General features: G+C 64.2%; 19 protein-coding genes. 5 read left to right on the top strand and 14 right to left on the bottom strand.

Features of this window, described 5'->3' with window-relative positions:
- Positions 1-64 precede the first annotated feature (64 nt).
- Both ychF and ypfJ read right to left on the bottom strand, forming a co-directional pair.
- Positions 65-1,159, bottom strand: coding sequence for a redox-regulated ATPase YchF (gene ychF / locus PHO31112_RS14380; RefSeq protein WP_150621141.1), 1,095 nt, complete (start codon positions 1,157-1,159; stop codon positions 65-67).
- A gap of 161 nt (positions 1,160-1,320) precedes the next feature.
- Entirely contained in the window at positions 1,321-2,190 is an 870-nt protein-coding gene (ypfJ, locus tag PHO31112_RS14375) for a KPN_02809 family neutral zinc metallopeptidase (RefSeq protein WP_150621140.1), read from the bottom strand.
- 186 nt (positions 2,191-2,376) lie between these two features.
- Here ypfJ and PHO31112_RS14370 point away from each other — a divergent pair, with 186 nt between their 5' ends.
- From PHO31112_RS14370 to PHO31112_RS14360, 3 genes are all read left to right on the top strand, one after another.
- Positions 2,377-3,576 carry a UbiH/UbiF family hydroxylase gene (locus PHO31112_RS14370; protein ID WP_150621139.1) on the top strand — a complete coding sequence of 400 codons (1,200 nt, stop codon included), beginning with the start codon at positions 2,377-2,379 and terminating at the stop codon, positions 3,574-3,576.
- 58 nt (positions 3,577-3,634) lie between these two features.
- Positions 3,635-4,399: a DsbC family protein gene (locus tag PHO31112_RS14365; protein WP_150621138.1), complete on the top strand. Its 765-nt coding sequence runs from the start codon at positions 3,635-3,637 to the stop codon at positions 4,397-4,399.
- 66 nt (positions 4,400-4,465) lie between these two features.
- Entirely contained in the window at positions 4,466-6,262 is a 1,797-nt protein-coding gene (locus PHO31112_RS14360; RefSeq protein ID WP_150621285.1) for a M61 family metallopeptidase, read from the top strand.
- A 40-nt stretch (positions 6,263-6,302) separates the two neighbouring features.
- Here the strand turns inward: PHO31112_RS14360 and PHO31112_RS14355 are convergent, their stop codons facing one another.
- Positions 6,303-7,241: a LysR family transcriptional regulator gene (locus tag PHO31112_RS14355; protein WP_174995719.1), complete on the bottom strand. Its 939-nt coding sequence runs from the start codon at positions 7,239-7,241 to the stop codon at positions 6,303-6,305.
- A gap of 214 nt (positions 7,242-7,455) precedes the next feature.
- On the opposite strand from PHO31112_RS14355, the gene PHO31112_RS14350 reads away from it, so the two are divergent.
- Together PHO31112_RS14350 and PHO31112_RS14345 are read left to right on the top strand one after the other, a co-directional pair.
- A complete protein-coding gene (locus PHO31112_RS14350) occupies positions 7,456-8,055 on the top strand; it encodes an FMN-dependent NADH-azoreductase (protein WP_150621136.1) in 600 nt (199 codons plus the stop codon).
- Between the two features lie 41 nt (positions 8,056-8,096).
- A complete protein-coding gene (locus PHO31112_RS14345; protein WP_150621135.1) occupies positions 8,097-9,008 on the top strand; it encodes a pirin family protein in 912 nt (303 codons plus the stop codon).
- Here the strand turns inward: PHO31112_RS14345 and PHO31112_RS14340 are convergent.
- The 11 genes from PHO31112_RS14340 to dsbD all read right to left on the bottom strand — a co-directional run bounded on the left by PHO31112_RS14340 (position 8,998) and on the right by dsbD (position 22,557).
- A complete protein-coding gene (locus tag PHO31112_RS14340; RefSeq protein ID WP_150621134.1) occupies positions 8,998-10,215 on the bottom strand; it encodes a trypsin-like serine peptidase in 1,218 nt (405 codons plus the stop codon). The genes PHO31112_RS14345 and PHO31112_RS14340 overlap by 11 nt on opposite strands.
- Positions 10,212-11,330, bottom strand: coding sequence for a hypothetical protein (locus PHO31112_RS14335; RefSeq protein ID WP_150621133.1), 1,119 nt, complete (start codon positions 11,328-11,330; stop codon positions 10,212-10,214). The genes PHO31112_RS14340 and PHO31112_RS14335 overlap by 4 nt, the downstream gene beginning before the upstream one ends.
- A 337-nt stretch (positions 11,331-11,667) precedes the next feature.
- Positions 11,668-13,941: a TonB-dependent receptor gene (locus PHO31112_RS14330; protein WP_150621132.1), complete on the bottom strand. Its 2,274-nt coding sequence runs from the start codon at positions 13,939-13,941 to the stop codon at positions 11,668-11,670.
- Between the two features lie 341 nt (positions 13,942-14,282).
- Positions 14,283-15,236 carry a uracil-DNA glycosylase gene (locus tag PHO31112_RS14325; protein ID WP_150621131.1) on the bottom strand — a complete coding sequence of 318 codons (954 nt, stop codon included), beginning with the start codon at positions 15,234-15,236 and terminating at the stop codon, positions 14,283-14,285.
- Positions 15,237-15,311: 75 nt separating this feature from the next.
- The gene (locus tag PHO31112_RS14320; protein WP_150621130.1) at positions 15,312-16,007 is read right to left on the bottom strand and encodes a CYTH domain-containing protein; all 696 of its coding nucleotides are present in this window, start codon (positions 16,005-16,007) and stop codon (positions 15,312-15,314) included.
- Positions 16,008-16,148: 141 nt separating this feature from the next.
- The gene (gene trpC, locus PHO31112_RS14315) at positions 16,149-16,961 is read right to left on the bottom strand and encodes an indole-3-glycerol phosphate synthase TrpC (RefSeq protein WP_150621129.1); all 813 of its coding nucleotides are present in this window, start codon (positions 16,959-16,961) and stop codon (positions 16,149-16,151) included.
- A 70-nt stretch (positions 16,962-17,031) separates the two neighbouring features.
- Positions 17,032-18,060, bottom strand: coding sequence for an anthranilate phosphoribosyltransferase (gene trpD / locus PHO31112_RS14310; RefSeq protein ID WP_150621128.1), 1,029 nt, complete (start codon positions 18,058-18,060; stop codon positions 17,032-17,034).
- 42 nt (positions 18,061-18,102) lie between these two features.
- On the bottom strand, positions 18,103-18,690 hold the full coding sequence (locus tag PHO31112_RS14305) for an anthranilate synthase component II (protein ID WP_150621127.1): 588 nt from the start codon (positions 18,688-18,690) through the stop codon (positions 18,103-18,105).
- Positions 18,691-19,087: 397 nt separating this feature from the next.
- Positions 19,088-19,894 (bottom strand): thiol:disulfide interchange protein DsbG, encoded by an 807-nt coding sequence (gene dsbG, locus PHO31112_RS14300; protein WP_150621126.1) that lies wholly within the window; start codon positions 19,892-19,894, stop codon positions 19,088-19,090.
- Positions 19,895-19,903: 9 nt separating this feature from the next.
- Positions 19,904-20,734, bottom strand: coding sequence for a TlpA disulfide reductase family protein (locus PHO31112_RS14295; RefSeq protein WP_150621125.1), 831 nt, complete (start codon positions 20,732-20,734; stop codon positions 19,904-19,906).
- On the bottom strand, positions 20,731-22,557 hold the full coding sequence (gene dsbD, locus PHO31112_RS14290) for a protein-disulfide reductase DsbD (protein ID WP_281355096.1): 1,827 nt from the start codon (positions 22,555-22,557) through the stop codon (positions 20,731-20,733). Before dsbD ends, PHO31112_RS14295 begins: the two co-directional genes overlap by 4 nt.
- Positions 22,558-22,693: the final 136 nt, after the last annotated feature.

The following is a 22,693-nucleotide window of genomic DNA, read 5'->3' as shown; positions in this document are numbered from 1 at the left end:
CAGTGACGCGGGTTTCGGCGGGATTGTGGAGGTGTCTGGTGCCTCCTGAATTCATCCGTTCGACTCAGACGTTGAACAGGAAGTTCATGACGTCGCCGTCGTGCACGACGTATTCCTTGCCTTCGGCGCGCATCTTGCCGGCTTCCTTCGCGCCCTGTTCGCCCTTGTACTGGATGAAGTCGCCAAAGGCGATGGTCTGCGCGCGGATGAAGCCGCGTTCGAAGTCGGTGTGGATCACGCCGGCGGCTTGCGGGGCGGTGTCGCCCACGTGGATCGTCCAGGCGCGCACTTCCTTCACACCTGCGGTGAAGTACGTCTGTAGACCGAGCAGCTTGAAGCCCGCACGGATCACACGATCCAGACCCGGTTCTTCCATGCCCATGTCGGCCAGGAATTCCGCCTTGTCGGCGTCTTCCATGTCGGCAATTTCCGCTTCGATCGCCGCACATACCGCCACCACCGGTGCATTCTCCGATTCGGCGTACTTGCGCACGGCGTCCAGATGCGGGTTGTTTTCGAAGCCGTCGTCCTTCACGTTGGCGACGTACATGGTCGGCTTGGCCGTAATCAGGCAGAACGGCTTGATGAGCGCCTGTTCGTCCTCCGAGAGCTTGAGCGAGCGCACCGGGCGCGCTTCGTTGAGCACCGGCACGATCTTCTCGAGCACGGCTACGAGCTTCGCCGCTTCCTTGTCGTTGCCCGACTTGGCGGCCTTCGTGTAGCGTTGCAGCGCCTTTTCGACGGTGCCCAGATCCGCCAGCGCCAGTTCGGTGTTGATGACTTCGATATCCGAAATCGGATGCACCTTGCCCGCCACGTGGATGACGTTCTCATCTTCGAAGCAGCGCACGACGTGCGTGATGGCGTCCGTTTCGCGGATGTTGGCGAGGAACTGGTTGCCCAGCCCTTCGCCCTTCGACGCGCCCGCCACCAGACCGGCGATGTCCACGAATTCGACCGTCGCCGGCAGGATACGCTCGGGTTTGACGATTTCGGCCAGCTTGCCCAGACGCGGGTCAGGCACTTCCACCACGCCGACGTTCGGCTCGATGGTGCAGAACGGGTAGTTCTCGGCAGCGATGCCTGCTTTGGTCAGTGCGTTGAAAAGGGTCGACTTGCCGACATTGGGCAAGCCGACGATGCCGCATTTGAGGCTCATGCTAAATCCTGTCTAATCCGATATATGCGCCGTTGCATTCGCCGGCCGTTGCGTCGGTGATTGCGTCGCGGAAAGTGCGCTATTGTACTCGTTCCGCTTCCAACAACGCCCTTGGCCCCACTCCATCCGCCTTAGGCGCGGCCCCGGCCTCGGCGCCGCACTCAACTCAGTTGCTTCGCCGAGAAGGTGTCGCACTTGCGCACGTCGCCGTTTTGCAGCCCCTGACGCAGCCAGTACACCCGCTGGGCACTCGTGCCGTGCGTGAACGATTCGGGCGCCACGCGGCCCTGCGACTGCTGCTGCAAGCGGTTGTCGCCAATGGCCGCCGCTGTCTTCAGGCCCTGTTCGATGTCGCCCGGCTCCAGCAACTGCTGATTTGCCTTTGCCGCATTGTTCGCCCAGACTCCGGCGAAGCAATCGGCCTGCAACTCCAGACGCACCGACAGCGCGTTGGCCTGCGCCTCACTGGTGCGGCGGCGAATTTCGTCGAACTTCCCGGAAATGCCCAGCAGATTCTGGATGTGATGACCCACTTCGTGCGCAATCACATAGGCCTGTGCGAAGTCGCCGCCCGCACCGAAGCGCTGCTGCAACTCGTCGTAGAACGCCAGATCGATGTAGACCTTGCTGTCGCCGGGGCAGTAGAACGGCCCCATCGCGGTTTGTCCGGTGCCGCAGGCGGTGGGCGTCGCGCCCGAGAACAGCACCAGTTTCGGCGGCACGTACTGACGGTTCAGTTGCTGCGGGAACACGGTTTCCCAGGTGCGCTCGATATTGCCCAGCACCTTGCGGGTGAAGACCGTCTTCGGATCGTTGGCCGGTGCGGCGTTCGGGGCGGATTGGGGCTGCGACTGCGTTTGCCCCTGAATCATCTGCGAGCCCTGAATGATGACGCGCGGGTCGATCCCGAAGAAGTACGAAGCGGCCAGTGCGACCACAATCGTGCCGATGCCAATCGTGGTGCGCCCACCGAAACCGCCGCCCCGCCGATCTTCGACGTTCTGGCTTTCGGATTCATTGTCGAGACGCATAGGGGGCCCCGTGTCGGTAATCGATCGTCGCGGAAGTATAGCGCCGGGCCATGACACGCGACGCTGCGTCGCAGCAGCGCACCGGTGGCCGGACGTCGCAGGCACGGCAGGCGTGCGACAATACGCCATCTCGTTTTCTGAACCAGCCGGCTCGCGCGATTCAGGCGCTGGCGCTGCATTCGCCGCATGTCTCAAACGCAAACCTCCAGCCAAACGCACGATGTCGTTGTCGTCGGTGGCGGTCTGGTCGGCAAGGCTGCCGCCCTGCTGCTCTCGCAGGCTCGCCTGTCCGTCGCACTGCTCGCCCAGCCGGCCGCCGCCGCATCCGGCACGGGCGGTACCGACAGCGATCGATGGGACGCCCGCATCTACTCGCTCTGCGCCAGCTCGCAGGCGCTCTTCGAGCGTATGCGCGTATGGCAGGCAGTCGACCCCGCGCGCGTGAATCCTGTCTACGACATGGAAGTCTTCGGCGACGATCGCGGCAGTCTCCACTTCTCCGCATATCAGGCCGCCGTGCCGCAACTCGCCTGGATCGCCGAATCGTCGAATCTCGAACGTGCGCTCGACGCGGCGCTTCGGTTCTCTCCGCAAGTGCAATGGCTCGACGCCCGCGCCGATGCGCTCGAAGTCGACGCCGCCGCCGCGTCGGTGCGTCTGTCGGACGGCAAGACCCTACGCGCCTCGCTTGTGGTCGGTGCCGACGGTGCGCACTCGTGGGTGCGCAGTACCGCCGGCCTCGACGGCACCGTACGTCCCTACCAACAACTCGGTGTAGTGTGCAACTTCCGGGCCGAGCGCGCGCACCGCGATACCGCTTTCCAGTGGTTTCACGACGGCGAGATCATCGCCCTGCTGCCGCTGCCCGATCAGCATGTTTCGCTGGTCTGGTCGGCCGCAGAGGATCACGCCAGACATCTGCTCGCGCTCGACCCTCAAGCGCTGGCCGGTCGCGTCGGCACGTTCTCGTGCGGTGAACTTGGCCGTCTCACGCCGGTCTCAGCGCGGGCTCAGGGCTTCCCGCTCGTGCTGGCGCAGGCCAAGCGCCTGATCGCGCCGCGCGTGGCGCTGGTCGGCGATGCGGCGCACGTGGTGCATCCGCTTGCCGGTCAAGGCATGAACCTCGGTCTGCGCGACGTGGCAGCGCTCGGCGATGCGCTCGCTGCACGCGAGTCGTTCCGCGACTGTGGCGATGCGGCGGTATTGCGTCGCTACGAGCGGGCCCGCAAGGAAGATATCGGCAGCATGGCGCTGACGACGGACGGTCTGCACAAGCTATTCTCGACGAGCAGCCCGCTCGCGAAGTTCGTCCGCAATGCGGGGCTCGACAGCGTGAACATGCTGCCCTTCGTGAAGAAATTCCTGATCGGCCGTGCCCTGGGCTGACCCCATTGCGCGTGTGCGCCGGCCGCGCCTCTCGCTCGATACACTCTGGAGAAATTCGATGTTGCAACGTTATCGCGCCACGGCGCTCGCAGCGCTAGGTTCGGCAGCCGTCTGCGCCGCCATTTTCACGACATCCGCTGCCGCGCAAAACAAGCCCGATGCGTCGCTCGACCGCGTGAAGGCTGCCGTGCAGAAAACGCTCGGCGCAGATGCCCCGATCAAGTCGGTGGCGCGCACGCCGATTCCGGGGCTCTATGAAGTGTCTATCGGAGGCGAGATCATGTATACCGACGAGAAGGGGCAATACGTGATTCTCGGCGGCAACATCATCGATACGAAGACGCGTCAGAACCTGACCGAAGCGCGCCAGTCGGTGCTGAACAAGGTCGACTTCGCCAAGCTGCCGCTGGATCGCGCCATCAAGTACGTGAAGGGCAACGGCAGCCGCAAGATCGCTGTCTTCTCCGACCCGAACTGCCCGTACTGCAAACGCTTCGAAGACTCGCTCAAGAACTCGAAGCTCGACAACATCACCGTCTACACCTTCTTGTACCCGGTACTCGGCCCGGACTCGGACGCCAAGTCGAAGGCGATCTGGTGTGCCTCCGACCCGCTCAAGGCGTGGCATGACTGGATGCTCGACAAGAAGGCGCCGCCGACCTCTTCGGCCAAGTGCGACGACAACGCGGTCAAGCAGAACGTGGCGCTCGGTCATGAATACAACGTGACGGGCACGCCGACCATCATTCTGTCGGACGGCCGCCGCCTGCCGGGCGCCGTTCCTGCCGAGCAACTGGAGAAGGAACTCACCACGCTCAAGTAACCGTCCGGTCAATGCCGGATGCTCCCGATAACAAGAAGTCGCCACGTCATGAAAGCCACGTCTGCCTTGCCTGCCATCCGGTACGCGATCGTTCCGAAATCGCCCGCCGCCCACCTGTTCGAAGTCACCGTCACAGTCTCGAATCCTGCGCCCGAAGGGCAGCGATTCACCTTGCCCGCATGGATTCCGGGCAGCTACATGGTGCGCGAGTTCGCCCGCAATATCGTGACGATCGGCGCGACGTGCCGTGGCCGCAAGGTGGCGCTCGACAAACTCGACAAACACACGTGGCAGGCCGCGCCCTGCAAGGGCACGCTGATCGTGACCTATGAGGTGTACGCATGGGATCTGTCGGTGCGTGCCGCGCATCTCGACGACACGCACGGCTTCTTCAACGGCACGAGTGTGTTCCTGCGCGTGGAAGGCCAGGCACAGGCGCCGTGCGAGGTCGACGTGCTGCGTCCGCGCGGCGCGGCGCACAAGGCGTGGCGCGTCGCCACCGCGCTCGAACCGGCGCAGGGAACGGCCGTGCTCGACTTCGGCCGCTATCTGGCCGTCGATTACGACGAACTGATCGACTCGCCGGTCGAGATGGGTACATTTGTGCACGGCACATTCAAGGCCTGTGGCGTGACGCACGAAGTCGCGATCACCGGACCGGTGCCGAATCTCGATCTGGACCGTCTGTTGCGCGACATGAAGAAGATCTGCGAAGCGCAGATCCGGTTGTTCGAACCGGGTGCCAGTTCGCGTTCGCGCGTGCCGATGTCGCGCTACGTCTTCCTGCTGATGACGGTGGGCGACGGCTACGGTGGTCTGGAGCACCGGGCTTCCACGGCCTTGCTCGCCAGCCGCAACGATCTGCCGGTGCAGGGGCAGGCACGCATGAGCGACGCCTATCGCGGCTTTCTCGGCCTGGTGAGCCACGAGTACTTCCATACGTGGAACGTCAAGCGCATCAAGCCGGCGGTGTTCGCGCCGTACACGCTCGATCAGGAGAGTTACACGCGGCTGTTGTGGTTGTTCGAAGGCTTCACGTCGTATTACGACGATTTGATGCTCGTGCGCAGTGGCGTGATCGATCCGGCGGCGTATTACGAACTCGTTGCGAAGACGGTGGCGAGCGTGCTGCGCGGCAGCGGCCGTCTCAAGCAAACCGTGGCCGAGAGTTCGTTCGATGCGTGGACGAAGTACTACCGTCAGGACGAAAACGCGCCGAATGCGCTCGTCAGCTATTACACGAAGGGCTCGCTGGTCGCGCTGGCGCTCGATCTGACGATCCGGTCGCGCACACGCGGCCAGAAGTCGCTCGACGACATCATGCGTGCCCTGTGGCAAGGCTATGGCCGGGACTTCTATCGCGGTTCGCCCGTGGGCATCGATGAAGACGCCGTACAGCCGTTCTTCGAGGAGGTCTCGGGGCTCGATCTGTCGGAATTTTTCGCCACGGCGATCAACGGCACGCGCGATCTGCCGCTCGCGGCGCTGCTCGAACGTGTTGGCCTCACGCTGGCACCGGTGACGCCGGAGAATGGCCGTCCGGCGCTTGGCGCGAAGACGGCCAAGCGCGGTGACGATCTCACGCTCGCCCAGGTGCTCGACGGTGGCGCCGCACAAGCCGCGGGCCTGTCGGCGGGCGATGCACTCGTCGCCATCGACGGTCTGCGCGTGACGTCGGGCAACATCGACAAGCTGCTCGAACGTTATCGTCCGGGCGACCGGGTGACGGTTCACGCTTTTCGCCGTGACGAACTGCGCGAGGCCACCCTCACGCTCGACACGCCGGAGATCTCGCAATACCGCATCGCCGAGACGCGCGATCGCGCCGCCGCACAGCGCCGCGAGAAGTGGCTGTCGGCCTGACGCGTCGTACTGCCTCGCGCGCGGTCTGTGTGCGCGAGGCTTAGTCGGCTGCCGGCCCCGGCACCGATGGGTCCCGGTTCTCTTCAGGACATGCCCTCGCGACCGTGAGCATATGCTCGATGAACGCCTGCGTTTTGCGAGGGAGGAAGCGTCGCGACGGCGTAACCAGATGCACCGGACTTTCCGGCAACGACCACTCCGGCAGCACCTTCACGAGACGGCCCGTTCGCAGGGCGTCTTCGGCCAAAATGTCCGTGAGCGCGGCGACGCCGCTGCCCGCCAGCGCCATCTCCTTGACCATCCCCATGCTGTTGACCTGAATCGCCCCGTGCATGGTGATGTCCACGCGCTGGCGGCCCTTGTGCAGGGTGTCCGAGTTGAACAGCCGGCGCGCGCCCTGGAGGATCACGAAACGATGCCCCGCCAGTTCGTCGGGCGAGGCAGGCAAGCCCGTCGCGCTCAGGTACAACGGGCTCGCGTACAGGCTTCGAGTGAGCTTGAGCAGCGGCCGCGCGACGAGCGTGGAATCGGAGAGTTGCCCGGCACGGATGGCGACATCGACGCGCTCGGCAATCAGATCGACATGCCGTGAACTCAGATCGACGTCCACCGTGATCTCGGGATAGGCGGCGCAGAAGGTGGCGAGCGGGACGGCCAGCCACTGTGCCGCGAAGTCGGCGGGCGCGGTGATTCGCAGACGTCCGCGCGGCTTGTTCGACAATTGCGAGGCGAAGTCCCGCGTCTCTTCCACCTCTTCGAGAATCGGCAGGCAACGCTCGTAGTACGCCTCGCCCACCTCGGTCAGATCGAGGCGGCGCGTTGTCTTGTGCAGCAGCTTCGTGCCGAGACGCATCTCCAGCCGCGACAGTCGCCGGCTCACCGTTGCCTTGGGCAGATCGAGCCGCTCGCCGGCACGCGTGATACTGCCTGTGCGCACCACTTCCGCGAAGATCAGCATGTCATTCAGATCGTCAATCATCGCGTGCGCTCCTCGGTGACGCGGGTCGTCCGGCAAGAACCACGGGCCGGCAGGCATTGTTCCAAAATAGGAACAAACAATTCGATTTTACCGGCTTGTTTCATTTTTGTGGGTAACTAGAATTCATCCCAAGCCGACGCACAATTCACGGCACTCCTGAGATGGGGGCCGGTGCGCACGGAATATCGAACCCCCAGGCTCAGGAGCCACTGAAATGACCACGATTCTGCAAATCAATTCCGCCGCCCGCTCGCAAGGCGCCAACTCGACCACGCTCGCCAACGAAACGGTGGCACAACTCGTCTCGAAGAACCCCGGCGCCCAGGTTGTCGTGCGTGACCTGCTGACCGATGGCGTGCCGCATCTGGACGAAGCCGTGATCGGCGCGTTCTTTACGCCGGAAGAGCAGCGCTCGGCCGAACAAAAGGCCATCATCGCGCGCAGCGACGAACTGATCGCCGAAATTCAGGCTGCCGACTATGTCGTGTTCGGTGTGCCGCTGTACAACTTCCAGGTGCCGACGCAACTCAAGGCGTACTTCGACTGGATCGCCCGTGCCCGCGTGACCTTCCGTTACCGCGAAGACGGCAGCGTGGAAGGCCTGATTCAGGGCAAGAAGGTGATCGTGGCGTTTGCACGCGGCGGCAACTACAAGGACACCCCGGCTGACAGCCAGACCCCGTACATCAAGACGATTCTCGGCTTCCTGGGCATGACGGACGTGACGTTCATCTACGCCGAAGGTCTGGCACGCGGTCCGGAATCGGCAGCAACCGCCTTCGCGAATGCTCGCGAAGCCATCGCTGCGCTGTAAGCTCTCGGGTAACGCTGTTCCCCCGCACGCGCAGGCTCTCCATGGTCAATCCGACGCCCTTGCATCCGCGTCAGACGAAGCGTTCGGCAGCTCATGCCGACGCGAGCCCCATGCCGCGCGTGCTTCCTCACGTGCTTCCTGTTTCCCGGCCCGGCCGTTGTGCCGCGGCCGTGGGGGCAGGCGTTTTCGATCGGGTCGACGAGACGGACCCGTTTCTGTCGGTCGATATCTTTCGCCGTCACGGCGCGTGCATACCACCGCACCCCCATGCGGGATGCGTGGTGGCGACCTATCTGTTCCCCGAATCGACGACCTCGTTGCGTTGCCGTCATGCCCATGGTGGCGACGACATTTTGCGTCCGGGCGATCTGCTCTGGCTGGAGGCGAACTGCGGCACGGTGCACGAGGAGCGTCCCGATCACGCACGTGCTACGGCGCGCGGCGTGCGGATGATCGTCAACCGTGCAGGCCGTCACGCCCATGGGGCGCCCGCGCAAACGGTAGTCCGCGCCGACGCCATGCCGCGTTGGCGCGAAGGGGCTGTCGATCTGACATTGGTCTGCGGGCAGTGGAACGAGCATCAGGTGGCGCGTGCGGAAGGTGAGCGCACTACGTTGTTGCAGCTCGACTGGCGCGACGACGATTTGTGCACGCTGACCATTCCTTACGATGGCCGTCGTTGGATGGCGTTGATTGCACAGGGCGAAGCGGCGCTTGCCGGTCACGCCTTACGTGCGGAAGGTGGCGGGGCGGAAGCGATCTTGCTGCCCCCCGGTGCGTGGCAACTGGCCGGACGCGCCGGCGCCCGTTTGATGCTTGCCAGTGGCGAGCCGCTCGCGGAGCCCGTGGTCTATCGCGGCAACTTCGCGGCGCGAGACGAGAGCGATCTCGTCGCACTCACGCGGCGCTATCAGCAGGGCGCGATGGGCACACTGGCGCCCATCACTGAGTGACGCCCGCGTCCGCCAGCGCCTTGCGAATGCGGTCGACCTTGATCGCGTTGTTGTAGGTCGCTCTCTCGTTGTCTCCCCCGTAGCCACCGTAATGCAGTCCGACGATCATGCCGTCCGACAGACGCACGACGGGCGAGCCGGAGTTGCCGCCCCATGTCGACGAATCGTACGAGAACTGTTGAGGATCGAGGCTGGGGTTGACCAGCAGCATGCCCGGTGCGAGACGCTCGGCCGGGAAGGGAATCTGGCTGTCCGGGAGCTTGAACATCGTATCGATCTGCTGTTCGGATAGGTAGGTGCAGTCGTCGTTCGCGTCCGCCCCCGCGCAACTGACCGGACGCGACGGATAGCCGATCACCGCAACGCGCGACCCCTCGGTCAGATCGAATCTCGCTGCCATGGGGGCGGCGGGCGGCAGGGCGTTGTCTTCCGTGCGCAGAATGGCGTAGTCGTCGTTCTCGCCATCGCCCCCCACGGCTTCGATGGCGACGACGCGAACCTCTCGCGGCGTCGTGCGCACGGAACAACTCGAGTATTCCCACGGAAACGACACGACGAGCACCTGCTTGTCATAGAGGCGCCACGCCCCTGCGCTGTCGAGATACGCGTAGTTCTGCAGCACGTGCCGATTGGTGATGACGTGCGACTTGCCCACGACGAACGCTGTCGCGCCAAGGCTCATATATCGCGGCTTGCTGCCGGCATCCGCCTGATAGTACTGGAAGATCACGCCTACGCTGCGGGCGACGGCCGCCAGCGGGGTCGACACGGTGTTGATGTAGTCGCGCCAGCTACTCCATGCGGTCATTTGTTCATTCGCCCACGGCGCGCCGGAGCACAGGCCGTAGACCGGGCGCGTGACGACCCGGATCGTCTCCGTTTTCTCTTTCAGATCCTTGAGCGATCGCGGCGGCTCGCCGTCGAGCATGCGTGCGGCGGCAGCGATGTTCTCGCGCGCTTGCCCGATGTCCTGCACGCGCGCGGCGACCAGCGATGTCTGAGAGGCTTTGAGCAGCACCGTCTGCTCTTTTTTCAACGCCTGATCCTGCTTTAGCAGCAGCGCCTTGACGTTGACGGATTCCGCTTCATGCAACGCTTGCGACGTCGCGGGAGTGGCCACGCTCGGTGCTTGCGTTTGCGCGATGCCGCTACCCGTGGCGCTCGAGATCAGCAGGCTCGCCGCGATCAGATGGGGCACGCGAATCATTGCTTCCACGCCTCCGGAACGTTGCGTACAGCGGCGTCGACGGCCGCGTATTGCGACTTCGCTTTGTCGAAGTCATCCTTCAATTCCTTGAAGAAGGCGACCAGATCGGAAATCGACACATGCTTGTCGCCCACGAGCGTGACGAGTTGTTGTTCCGCTGCAACGAGCTTGTCACGCAACACCGCCGGCGACGGACTGGCGCGCAGGGCGTCGTATTCGGCGAGTTGTTCGTTCGCCAGCATGCCGAGTTCGCGGATGCGGATGTCGTCTTCGGCAGGCGTGATGTTCGCCGGAGTGATCAACAGCTTGCGGAACGTCGCCAACGGGCGTTGCAACGACACGATCTGACGGCGGTTCCACGCGCTTGCGAGGGTCGACGCCTTGAAGTCGTTGTTCATCACCGTCTCGAACTTCGGATGGAACTCGTGAACGTACTTCGCGAAACGCTCCTTGGCGGCCAGATCGTTGTATGCCGTCAGGCCGGTCTGGAAGAGCGTGGCTATCGCCTTGTAGGCGGCAATGGCGACGGGCACGACTGCGGTAATACTCTCGGCGCTGACTTCCGTGGAGGGGCGGACCTTCCATTCCGTCAGGCGCTTTTTCAGGTCGTTGGCGCACGCGCGAACCGCGTTTTTCGGCACGGTGTCGTCCGGCAGGCCGGGGACTTCTATGGGTTTGCGCTGTGCCTGAAATCTTGCCCACTGCCCGCCAATCGAGTCGTCGCCTTCGGCGAGCACCTGTTTGAGGCCACCGGAATAGGTGGTGGCGAAGGTCATGGCGGCACGTTGACTCACGAAGTCGTCGGTGCCCGCGCACACAAAGCGGGCGAAGGAGCCCAGTTCGTCGTCGGCGTCGATATCGAAGATACGTACCTCGCCCGGTTTGACCCGGCGGGTTTGCACATAGTACTCAACGGCCTCGGCGCGCCGCACCCGCGCGCGCGAGTTGAGTTCGGTATCCAGCGCGCCCTGAGACGCTTTTACTGCGGCATCGAAGCCATTGGCGGCACCCTGCAGCGAGTCTTTGCTACGGAGCTGGACGGTAGCGCATCCCGCGAGTGTGGCGATGACGGCAACCACGATGAACGACCGCGCGGCGGTAACACCCGCAGTCACAACGACTCCCCGATTTGCCATCTCGAACCCCCGTACGAACAAGGCAAAACTGCGTGAAGAAAACGTCCTTTTTTGATTGCCGACTGCCGGGATGCGACGCGCTCGAACGGCGCTTGACCGGCAACGCGGCGCCATCATGGCACGGGCATCATGAGCACGCAAGGAAGGAGACCTGGATGAAGCGGTCGTTTGAAATAAGGGTTCGTTTTATGACCCATCGGGGCGCAACCCGGCATGAGGGCGCGGCGGGCGGAAAGAGGCAGGTGTGGCGGGCGGAAGTCAAAGGGGGGGCGGCATAATCGCCGGCCTCCCCGTCTTCAGGGCTTATCGAAGGTGATTACTGATGGAAGTTCAGCGTCAGCATGGCGGTGCGGCCGGGAGCCCACGTGGCGTAGATCGGATAGGCGCTCGCATAGTACTTCTTGTCGAAGATGTTCTGCACGTTCAATTGCAGATCGACGGCGCGCGACACGCGGTACGTCGCCATGGCGTCGAAGCGTGCGTAACCCGGCGTCCACTTGCGAGTGGTTGAGGACACCGACGCGTAGGTGAGGCTCGAGAGCGTCATGCCGGCGCCGACGGTGAGTTTCGGCATGACTTCGTAGTCGGTCCACAGCGTCAGGTTGTGCTTCGGCACCATGACCATCGGCAGGCCGTTCGAGCCCGGGGCGGCTGCCGGCCCAGCGTCCGTCGTGATCGCATTGAGGTACGAGTAACCGCCGAATACGCGCCAATGGTTCGTCAGACTGCCCGCCCAGCCGAGTTCGGCGCCGCGCACGCGTTGGCTGCCTGCGTTGATCGTGCCGCCGAGACCATCCGATACGCGCGCATTCGTCTTGTCCGTCTGGAACAGCGCGGCGGTCAGCGACAGACGCTGATCGATCACGTCCCACTTCGCTCCGACTTCGATGTTGCGGCTACGCTCCGGCGCGAGGTTGTTGTTCGTCGTCGTGAGTTGGTCGGTACCGCCGCCCAGGCCGCTGTTTGCGCCCGGCGGGTTGGCCGACGTGCCATACGACGCATACAGGCTCAGCGACGGCAGCACCTTGTAGATCACACCCAACTGGAAGCTGAACAGGTTCGAGATATTCTTCAGATCGGGCGCACCGGCTTGCACGGCGTGCACATCGAAGCGATCGACGCGCGCACCGGCGTTGACGAGCCAGCGATCCGAGAGCTTCACGCTGTCGAACAGATAGGCCGATGCCACGTTGGTACGCGTGTTGGTCGCCGCGCCGGGGAAGCCCTTGTCGCCGTTGAGCGCGAGGCTGCCGGTCCAGGGGGTGTCCGGATTCCAGTTGCCGAGGGTCGTGCAGTTGTAGGGCACGGCGCACAGTGGGAGCGAGTTCGTCGAACGGATGTTGTTGCCCGCACTGTCCGTGACGAGGTAACCCTCATAGCGGCTTTGCTCGTTGCTGAATTCGACACCGCCGGTGAGCGTGTGCTCGAAGCCGAGAAGCGTGGCCTTGCCCGTGAGTTCGGTCTGGTTGGCGATGCTGTTGGTGGCGTATTTGCCGCTCTTCGCCTGCAACGCGATGATGTTCGAGTTCGCGTTGACGAACTGCGGGTTCGTGGCGACGTAATCGAGTGTGGCGCGGCCGACCATGGTCGTGTTCTTGATCTTCCACGTGTCGTTGATGCGGTGCTCGACCTTGATTTCGCCGGTGTCGGTCTGGCCGCGGCGATAGTCGCGGTTGTTCAGGCCGTAGAACTGATTGCGCTGGAAGCCGCCGTCCGGCGTGCCGCCTGCCGAGCGGAACGGTGCGCTGAAGTCCGGCATGTCATACGAATTCAGGTGGTAGTAGCTGACCGTGACGGTGGTCGGGCTATTCAAACCGAACGCCACCGAGGGCGCTACGCCCCAGCGCTTGCTGTAGACGTTGTTGCGGCCGGCCTGATCGGCGTCGTGGCCCATCACGTTCAGGCGCACGGCTGTCTGATCGTTGACCTGACGGTTCACGTCCATGGTCAGACGCTTGAAGCTGTTGGTGCCGAGGCCGAGGCTCGCGTTGGTGAAGTCTTCCAGACGCGGTGTTTTGGTGGTGATGTCGATGCTGCCACCAACGGCGCCGCGACCGGCGTAGACCGAATCCGGACCCTTGATGACGCTGATGTTCTCGATGGCGAACGTCTCGCGATTCTGCACGCCCGAGTCGCGCATGCCGTCGACGAAGATCGAGTTGCGCGATTCGAAGCCGCGAATGACGGGGCGGTCTGCCGACGGGTTCGCCGCGGCGTCGCCACCGATGAACGTGATGCCCGGCACGGTCTTGAGCGCGTCGGCAAACGTTGTGGCGTTCGTCTGCTTGATCAGTTCTTCCGGGATGACCGTGATCGAACGGGGCGTGTCGCGCAGCGGGGCGACGAACTTGTACGACGGCAGTGTCTTCGTCTGCATGGGCGACGCCACCGCGTTGTCGTTGACCTGCGTGGTCGGCAGTGTGACCGCAGGGGCGGCGGACGTCTGCCCGCTGGCCGGCGAATCCGACGATGCGGCCGGCGTCGACACGGACGTCTGCGCGTGAGCGTTCAGGCTGGTGAAGCTGCCGGCAGCCACAAGGGCGCAGGCGGAGGCAAGCAGGCGCTGGCGCGTCTGGAAAGTGGTGGACATACGTGTGTTCCGGCAGTGGCGTCACCGTCGGACACTTCACAGGCCGGGTAACGCACGGTTATAGTTTTTGATAATGAGACGGATTCTCATTACGGAACGGGAGTGTAATGTTTCGGAACATTTCTGTAAATGCTTGATCGTGTGCGCGCCGCCGCGTATCTCACAGTGTGAAATTCAATGTGACGATGCGTACTGGCCTTTACTGGCTGGGCGACGAAGCGCCGGCACGCGTGCAAACGAGATCGCCGCAACGATCACGTTCGTCGCAACAGGGCGTTTGGCGGGGAATGGGGGATTGGGGATTGAGGATGACACCAGGCGCGGGGGAGCCCCGCGTCGGCTCAATCCGGCACTCGCCAGTCGATGGGCGTCTTGCCGTGTTGCACGAGGAAGGTGTTGGCGGCGCTGAAGTGGCCGCAGCCGAGAAAGCCGCGATGCGCCGAGAGGGGGGACGGGTGCGGGGCTTCGAGCAGCAGATGGCCGTGACCGGCGAGCAACGGCGCTTTCGCCTGCGCATGGCTTCCCCACAGGAGAAAAACCAGCGGACCTTGTTGCGTGGCGAGACCCGAGAGCAATGTGTCCGTACAGGCTTGCCATCCGCCGGTCTTGAACGGCTTCGCGTGACTCGCCGCGTTGGCGGCTTCCACCGTCAGGGTGGTGTTGAGCAGCAGCACACCCTGTTTCGCCCAGGCGTCGAGATTGCCGTGCGACGGGGCGGGGATTCCGAGATCGCGCTCGATTTCCTTGTAGATGTTGCGCAGCGAAGGCGGCACGCGCACGCCGCGTTGCACCGAGAACGCCATGCCATGCGCCTGCGCGATGCCGTGATCGTCGCCGTGATACGGGTCTTGCCCGAGGATGACGACCTTGACGTCCTTGGGCGACGTCATGCGAAGCGCATGGAAGATGTCTGCCGGGTAGACGGTCTTGCCAGCGGCGACCTCGGCGTCCACGAAACGGCATAGCGGCACGTATGCCTCGCTCCGGACAAACGGCGACACCAGCGTTTTCCAGTCGCTGGGCAATGCGTCGAACTGATCTTCTACACGTCCCTTGAGCGGGCCTGCGGTATTGGCGTTGTCTGTGCCGGGTTTGGCGGCGGTTGCGACTGGCGTCGATGCCGGCTTCGGCGGACGTCCGCGCCGGCGCTGCGGTGCGTCGGACGTTGCGGGCGGTGTTTGCGCCGGCAATGTCGCGTCGGCTGCGCTGGCTGCCGAGGCAGGTTCGTCGAACAGCGAGCCTTGCTGTTCATCGTGTTTCGCCGGGGGGAGCGCGGTGCGTGAGCGTGATGTCATGCAATAGGTCTGTCGAAGGAGCCGAAAGGGCGCGCGATGAAAGGAGCTGTGATGTCGGGCAGCAACGCGCAGCGATCAGCGGCCGAGTACCGCTTGCCGCAGACGATAGCCGCGTTGCGCCTTGCTCACGTTGTCGCTTTGCAACTCGGGCAACACGTCGCGCAAATTCTGGGCAAGCGCGTGGAGAATGCGTTCGCCCTGGTCTTCGCGGTCATCGTCCGGCACGTCGAGCAATTCCAGTTCGACTTCGATGAGCGGCGCCGTGTGACGCTTGCCATCGGCCTCGACGGCGACTTCGCCACGATCGAAAGCAATCTCCACGGCCGTGCCGTCACCTGCGATATAGCGCCACAGGCGCCGCACGAAATTCGTCTCGAACTGCGCGACGACGTTTGCACCTTCGGTGCGCAACAAGCCGGCGGTGGCGGGCACGTCGCAAGCGGCGATCAGTTTCGGGAGTTCGAGTGCTTCGCCTTGCACCGCTTGTTCCCATTCGTGACGCACATGCAATCCGTCGCGCGCTTCGCCGACCGACTTGAGCGTTTGCAACCATTGCCCGGCGTGGCCGTCGCGTGCCACAAAACGCAGCCGCAGCGCGGCCTTGGCGCTGGCGAGAGCGAGCGACGGCGTGTCGAAGTAGCGATTGACGAGATGACGCTCGCCACGGGCTTCGGCTCCGGGCAGGCGGTCGAGATGGGAGATCAGCGCGTCGGCGCGTGCGGCGGGCAAGTCGCCCGGAAGAGCAAGTTTGAGTTCGCGTTCGATGGCCATCGGGCCGCTCCTTTGAGGGGGGACGCCGTGCGCGCCGTGCGCCGCAACACCGGCCGGGAGCGATGTGCCTTGCCGGCGCTTGGACGGTATCCCGTGAGGGACACTGGGCCATCGATCGCCTGGGTGACGAGGGGTAGCGCGTCAGCGGGGCATGTCGAACAGCGTGGCGAGTGCATCGCCCGGCTCGGGCGCGCGCATGAAGGCTTCGCCGACGAGAAAGGCATTGACGTTGGCCGCGCGCATGCGCGTCACGTCGTCACGCGACAGGATACCCGACTCCGTGACGACCAGACGATCGTCCGGAATGTGTTTGAGCAGGCCGAGCGTCGTGTCGAGCGACACTTCGAAGTTGTGCAGGTTGCGATTGTTGATGCCCAGCAGCGGCGTGCTCAACTCGAGCCCTGCGTCCAGTTCACGGCCGTTGTGCACTTCGACGAGCACCGCCATGCCCAGATCGTGGGCCTGCGCTTCAAGGTCGCGCATATGGGCCAGTTCCAGCGCGGCGGCGATGAGCAGAATGCAGTCGGCACCCATGTCGCGCGCCTCGTAGACCTGATAGGCGTCGATCATGAAGTCCTTGCGCAGCACGGGCAGATCGCAGGCGGCGCGCGTCGCCTTCAGATACTCGGGCGCGCCCTGAAAGAACTGCTTGTCGGTCAGTACCGACAGACAGGCGGCGCCGCCTTGCTGATACGACTCGGCGATCTGGGGCGGGACGAAGTGCTCGCGAATCACGCCCTTGGACGGGCTGGCCTTCTTGATCTCCGCGATCACGCCGGGCAGACCGCCGTCGATCTTCGTGCGCAGCGCGCCCACGAAATCGCGCGTATGCAGCGCGCTGTCGCCGACAGTAGCTTCGGCATCGCGGCGCAGGCTGGCGAGGTCGCGCACGCGCTTTGCAGCCGCGACTTCTTCGGCCTTCACGGCCAGGATCTTGTCGAGAACGGTAGACATATCGATGGATGATTCGGGGGCTACGGAAAGGGGCGGGCGTGATCGGAGCCCGCCGTGGTCGTGTCGAACTTCAGGCCTTGTATCGCTGCGTGAATGTGACGAAGGCATCGAGCTTCGCGCGTGCCGCGCCGCTGGCGATCGATTCGCGTGCCATCGCGATGCCGTCGCTGATCGATGCTGCGCGGTTGGCGGCATACAGCGCGGTACCGGCGTTGAGCGCCACGATCTCGCGGGCCGTGCCTGCCTTGTTCTCAAGTGCCTCGATCAGCATCGTCTTTGATTCCTCGGCGCTGCCGACCTTCAGGCTACGGTTGCTCATCATCTGCAGGCCGAAGTCCTCCGGATGAATTTCGTACTCGGTGACCTTGCCGTCCTTGAGTTCGCCGACCAGCGTGGCGGCACCGAGCGACACTTCGTCCATGCCGTCTTTGCCGTAGACCACCAACACGTGTTCGGCGCCCAGACGCTCCATCACGCGAACCTGGATACCGACCAGATCGGGGTGAAACACGCCCATCAACTGGTTGGGGGCTCCCGCCGGATTCGTGAGTGGTCCGAGGATATTGAAGATCGTGCGCACGCCCATTTCCTTGCGGACGGCGGCAACGTTCTTCATGGCCGGATGATGGTTCGGCGCGAACATGAAGCCGATGCCGACGTCGCGCAAACACTCGGCCACCTGTTCGGGCGAGAGCATGATGTTGACGCCGAGCGCTTCGAGCACGTCGGCGCTGCCCGACTTCGAACTCACGCCGCGGTTGCCGTGCTTGGCGACCTTTGCGCCGGCGCCTGCGGCGACGAACATCGAGGCGGTGGAAATGTTGAACGTATGCGACACGTCGCCGCCGGTGCCCACGATATCGACGAAATGCTCATCGGCCGGTGCTTCGACGTGATTCGCGAACTCGCGCATGACCTGGGCGGCGGCGGCGATTTCGCCGATGGTTTCCTTCTTCACGCGCAGGCCGGTGATGATGGCGGCGGACATGACCGGGGAAATCTCGCCCTTCATGATGAGGCGCATCAGGTGCAGCATCTCGTCGTGGAAGATTTCACGGTGTTCGATGGTGCGCTGCAGGGCTTCTTGCGGGGTAATCATTGTGGTCTCTCTCTTCTGTCGGTTCTTCCAATGCAGAGGGGCTCAGGCCGCTTGGGCCACGCGCGGGGCGGCTTGCAGGAAGTTGCGCAGCACGTCGTGGCCGTGTTCCGACAGAATCGACTCGGGGTGGAATTGCACGCCTTCAACGTCGAGCGTCTTGTGGCGCACGCCCATGATCTCGCCGTCGTCCGTCCACGCGGTGACTTCGAGGCAGTCGGGCAGCGAAGCGCGCTCGATCGCCAGTGAGTGATAGCGCGTGACGGTAAAGCGTCTGGGCAGATTCTCGAACACGCCTTGTTGCGTGGTTTCGATCTCGCTCACCTTGCCGTGCATGATTTGCTGGGCGCGGATGACCTTGCCGCCGAAGGCTTCGCCGATGGCCTGATGGCCGAGGCAGACACCAAGAATCGGAATTTCGCCGGAGAAGCGCTTGAGCACGTCGAGCGTGATACCCGCGTTGGCCGGGCAGCTGGGGCCGGGCGAGAGGCAGATGCGGTCGGGGGCGAGTGCCGCGATGGCGTCGAGAGTGATTTCGTCGTTACGAAAGACCCGCACGTCTTCGCCCAATTCACCGAAGTACTGGACGATGTTGTAGGTAAACGAGTCGTAGTTGTCGATCATCAGCAGCATGATGGTCCCTGTTCGTCTGGTGACAAAGGATTGTCGAACGCATGAGATTTGCGAATTCCCCCTGAGCGTGCCCCCACATTGAGTTCGCGATCCGCGGGGGAGGGCGCTATGGGGATGAGATAGACGTGGCGGGTTACCGCCACCAGCGCAGGGCGGCGGTCAGGGGCGACCAGAGGAGGGAGATAGACTGATGCGACTTCATGGTGATGCCGATTGTAGCAGCATCTGCCGGGTGTCGTGCGCGGGGCGTCGCAAAAAGGAGGCAATCGTCGGGTTTCGCGCGCGAACGAGGTGTTTCTTGCAAGAATGTGTGCGCCGCAGCGACCGTCCTTCGACGATTCTGCAACGGCGGCATGGGCGGCCCCGCCTTTGGGGGGCCGCCCGCCGGGGGGGGGCTTCAGCGAGGGCCGAGTACCGATGCCAACGCTTCGGGGCGCGGCATGCCGTTCACGCGTTGAATCAGGCCCTCGTCGTCGCGATAGACGATGCCGGGCGTACCGCGAAACCCAAGCTCTGCCATCAGTTGCTGATGGGCGTCGAGCGTGTGGGCAATATCGGGTGACACGCTTGGCGCTGGTGCGATGCCGCCGCTGGCGAACTGCCGTTCGTTCTGCAACAACGCGGCGGCGCGATCGGGGGCGCCGAGAATGGCGGCTGCCTTCGTGCTGCTGTCGGCCTTGATGACACCGACTATTACGTGGCGCAACTGCACCTTGCCCGAATCGACCCACGGGCGCGCCGCCGCCCAGAAGCGATTGCAGTAGCGGCAATTTGGGTCGCTGAACGTGTACACCACGCGCGCGGCGTCCGCCTCGCCGTCCTGCACCCAGGTGGAGGCGGCGAGTTTCGACCATACGGCGTCGCTCATTGGCTCGGCGAAGAGGTTGCTGACGCGCTCCACGTCCATTGGCTTGCCGTCGGCGTCGATGCGTGTGCCGACGATGGCTGTGCCGTCGCGTAGCACGTAGAGGGCGACCGGCTGTTCGTCCACCGTCCCGGCGAAGCCGCGAAGCTCCGTGCCCGTGTCGAATGGACGCAGACCGGCCAAACCTTCGCGTGCCAGCGCCTGAACGACGGCTGGGGTGTCCTTGCTGGCAGCCGACTTGCCCCAGGTGCCGGCGTTGCTGGAGACAATCCCATAGACGGCGGCGGCGAGCGCCGGCACGGCGATCAGGGCGGGAATAAGAAACCTGCGAACAGACATCGATGACTCCTATGGCGTACGAGGTGCCGGGGATTGGTGAAGACGGCCTTGCAGCGTGGCGCGCAGACGCGCCGCCGTGAGTTCGCCCAGATGGGTGTCGACCAGACGGCCGTCGGCATCGAAGAACAACGTAGTGGGCAACCCGCGTGAGCCGGTCGCCTGCATGGCTTGCGAGGCGGGATCGAGCAGCAGATCGTCGAACTGAAGGCCCTCCGACCGGATGAACGCTTCGACCGTGTGCGCGGACTCCCCCTGATTGATCAACAGGAACCGCACGTCAGGGTAGTCGGCCTGCGCCTTTTCCAGCACCGGCATTTCGCGTCGGCACGGCGGGCACCAGCTTGCCCATAGATTCATCACGACGGGGCTGCCGCGATAGGCGTCGAGTGAGACGCTGCCGCCGTCCGTCGTGGAGAGCGTCAATGACGGCAGCGGCGGCGCGGTGCGTTGCAGGACGCTCAAGCCCGCCTGTGCGGCGGCCCAGATCGCTACGCCTGCGGCGAAGCCGTACAGCATCGGGCGGCGCCCGGCGGGCTGACGTTTCATGCGCCACAACGCCCAGCCGAGGGCGGCGGGCAGGCCGGCCCAGACATTGAATCCGCCGTCGCCAATCGCGATGATGGACAGCGGGGTCGCGAAGTATTCCGGCCACCAGCGCAGCACGTAGGCGACGCGCGCGGCGAGCAGGCCGACGAAGAGCGCGTCGAGGAGTGTGCTGGCGGCGGTGCGGCGCGACGTGGTGTCAGTGCTGCGCAGGAGATAGCGCGCGACGAGCCACGCCACCCCCATCGCTGCCGCCACGGCGACCGTCTGTATCGAGAAGGGGCCGAGACCGGTCATACCATCCCCGCGGTGTCGAGGCGCTGCAGGAAGCTACGCGCATCGAGTTCACCGACCGAGCGCTGCGCGCGCACCTCCTTGCCGTTCGCGTCGATGAGAATGAGCGTGGGCGGGCCGAGCACGCCCCAGTGTTTCATCAGGGCCTGATCGATCTTGTCGTTCTTCGTCACGTCCGGGCGCAGCACCTGCATACGTGCGAGTCGCGCGGCGACCGCCGGATCGCCGAACACATTGCGTTCGATGACATGGCAACTTACGCACCAGTCCGCGTAGAAATCGATCAACGTCCATTGCCCTTTCGCGGTGGCTTGCGCGATGCGTGCGTCCACATCTTCCGTCGATTTGACGCTCACATACTCGAAGGTCTTCGCGCTGCGCGCGTCAGCGCTGCTCACGATGGCGGGGGCTGCCCGTTCCAGCGGCCGCAGTACGGAATCGCTGCCGGACGCTGCTCCCACGAGCATGAACACCGACCAGACACCGGCGAAAGCCGACGCGAACATCAGTGTCCAGCCGGGTGGTTTGCCTCGCAGCGTCCATGCCCACGCGGCGAATCCGACGGCCAGTCCGAGCCCGAGGGTACCCCAGAGCAGGAGACTGACGTTGCCGGGCAGGAAGCGACTCAACATCAGAACGGCCATACCCGTCATTACGTAGGCGAATGCAATGCGCACTCGCACCATCCACGGGCCCGGACGGGGCAGAACCCGCGAGCCGAACACGGCGATGACGAGCAGCGGCAGTCCCATACCGAGCCCCAGCGCGAACAGCGCGATGCCGCCCGTCCACGCGTTGCCTGTCTGGCCGATATAGAGCAGGGCGCCGGCCAGCGGGGCTGTCATGCACGGGCCGACGAGCAGGGCGGAGAGGAAGCCGAGTGCGGCGGCGCCGGCGAGACTGCCGCCGGTACGTTGGTGTCCGGTGGCGTCGAGTCGATTCGTCACGAACGCGGGCAGACGCAGTTCGAACAGACCGAACAGCGATGCAGCCAACACGAGAAACAGACCTGCGAAGGCGCCGAGCAGCCATGGGGATTGCAGCGCGGCCTGTAAATTGGCGCCGGCCAGACCTGCCGCGACGCCGACCGCGGCATAAGTGAGTGCCATCGCCAGCACGTATGAAAGCGAGAGTGCCAGCGCCCGCAACGGTGCGGGTCGATTGCCCACGATCATCGTCGAGACAATGGGGATCATCGGCAACGTGCAGGGCGTGAAGGCCAGCAGCAAGCCGAAGCCGAAAAACAGCAGCGTAGCGGCGACGGGGCCGACCGTGGCGAGCCGCTGCGCTGCGGCCTGATCTTCCGCGAGCGGGGTGGCGCTGGCGTCGGGCGAGGCATCGACGGAGGCGGCCGGGGGCACAGCAGAGACTGCCGGGGCATTGGCAACCGATGTCGAGCCAGCGGGCAACGTGACTTGCATCGTCTGTGGCGGATAGCAGATGCCTGCTTCTGCGCAGCCTTGCCAGTACAGCGTCACGGGGCCTGGCGTTGCCGGGGGCAGACGAATGCGCAGGGCGTCACGGGTATAGATCTCGGTGTCGCCGAAGAACTCGTCCGTATGCTTCGCGCCCTCGGAGAGCGTCAGATCGATCGGTTGGCCAGAGGCATCTTCAGCGCGTAGCGAATGCCGGTAAACGTAGTAATCCTTAGCAACGCTTCCAACGACTTCGAGATGACCGTCCACCTCGGTGACAGGGGAAAGCGTGAGTACCTGAGACGCGTCGAGGAACTTCGGCTCGCTTTGCCAGGGAAACGCATCGGCGGCGCGCATCCCGCCGAGCGCACCGAGCAAAATCACAAAGATGTAGAAAAATCGGCGTAGCAAATCTTTTTCTCCTGAAGGCGTTCCAAAGCAGGCTAGAGCGTGCCCTGCGCCGATTAACCGAGAGTTAACGCCCGCAGCGTTGGTTGGTTATGCGTCAAACCTCGCATTTACCGCGCTCAACGGCGCTCAATGGGTT

The sequence above is a fragment of the Pandoraea horticolens genome, from assembly GCF_902459555.1.
Taxonomy (GTDB): Bacteria; Pseudomonadota; Gammaproteobacteria; order Burkholderiales; family Burkholderiaceae; genus Pandoraea; species Pandoraea horticolens.
Note: the sequence above shows the minus strand (reverse complement) of the source record. Positions and strands in the feature narration are given on the sequence as shown.

What these genes read in the sequence shown, in the direction of transcription:
- PHO31112_RS14355 (WP_174995719.1), bottom strand. Translation starts at nt 7,241, where the DNA reads ATGATTGACGATCTGAATGACATGCTGATCTTCGCGGAAGTGGTGCGC.
- PHO31112_RS14340 (WP_150621134.1), bottom strand. Translation starts at nt 10,215, where the DNA reads ATGATTCGCGTGCCCCATCTGATCGCGGCGAGCCTGCTGATCTCGAGC.
- PHO31112_RS14365 (WP_150621138.1), top strand. Translation starts at nt 3,635, where the DNA reads ATGTTGCAACGTTATCGCGCCACGGCGCTCGCAGCGCTAGGTTCGGCA.
- PHO31112_RS14345 (WP_150621135.1), top strand. Translation starts at nt 8,097, where the DNA reads ATGGTCAATCCGACGCCCTTGCATCCGCGTCAGACGAAGCGTTCGGCA.
- PHO31112_RS14350 (WP_150621136.1), top strand. Translation starts at nt 7,456, where the DNA reads ATGACCACGATTCTGCAAATCAATTCCGCCGCCCGCTCGCAAGGCGCC.
- PHO31112_RS14295 (WP_150621125.1), bottom strand. Translation starts at nt 20,734, where the DNA reads ATGACCGGTCTCGGCCCCTTCTCGATACAGACGGTCGCCGTGGCGGCA.
- trpD (WP_150621128.1), bottom strand. Translation starts at nt 18,060, where the DNA reads ATGATTACCCCGCAAGAAGCCCTGCAGCGCACCATCGAACACCGTGAA.
- ypfJ (WP_150621140.1), bottom strand. Translation starts at nt 2,190, where the DNA reads ATGCGTCTCGACAATGAATCCGAAAGCCAGAACGTCGAAGATCGGCGG.
- trpC (WP_150621129.1), bottom strand. Translation starts at nt 16,961, where the DNA reads ATGTCTACCGTTCTCGACAAGATCCTGGCCGTGAAGGCCGAAGAAGTC.
- PHO31112_RS14325 (WP_150621131.1), bottom strand. Translation starts at nt 15,236, where the DNA reads ATGACATCACGCTCACGCACCGCGCTCCCCCCGGCGAAACACGATGAA.
- PHO31112_RS14305 (WP_150621127.1), bottom strand. Translation starts at nt 18,690, where the DNA reads ATGCTGCTGATGATCGACAACTACGACTCGTTTACCTACAACATCGTC.
- ychF (WP_150621141.1), bottom strand. Translation starts at nt 1,159, where the DNA reads ATGAGCCTCAAATGCGGCATCGTCGGCTTGCCCAATGTCGGCAAGTCG.
- PHO31112_RS14320 (WP_150621130.1), bottom strand. Translation starts at nt 16,007, where the DNA reads ATGGCCATCGAACGCGAACTCAAACTTGCTCTTCCGGGCGACTTGCCC.
- dsbG (WP_150621126.1), bottom strand. Translation starts at nt 19,894, where the DNA reads ATGTCTGTTCGCAGGTTTCTTATTCCCGCCCTGATCGCCGTGCCGGCG.
- PHO31112_RS14330 (WP_150621132.1), bottom strand. Translation starts at nt 13,941, where the DNA reads ATGTCCACCACTTTCCAGACGCGCCAGCGCCTGCTTGCCTCCGCCTGC.
- PHO31112_RS14370 (WP_150621139.1), top strand. Translation starts at nt 2,377, where the DNA reads ATGTCTCAAACGCAAACCTCCAGCCAAACGCACGATGTCGTTGTCGTC.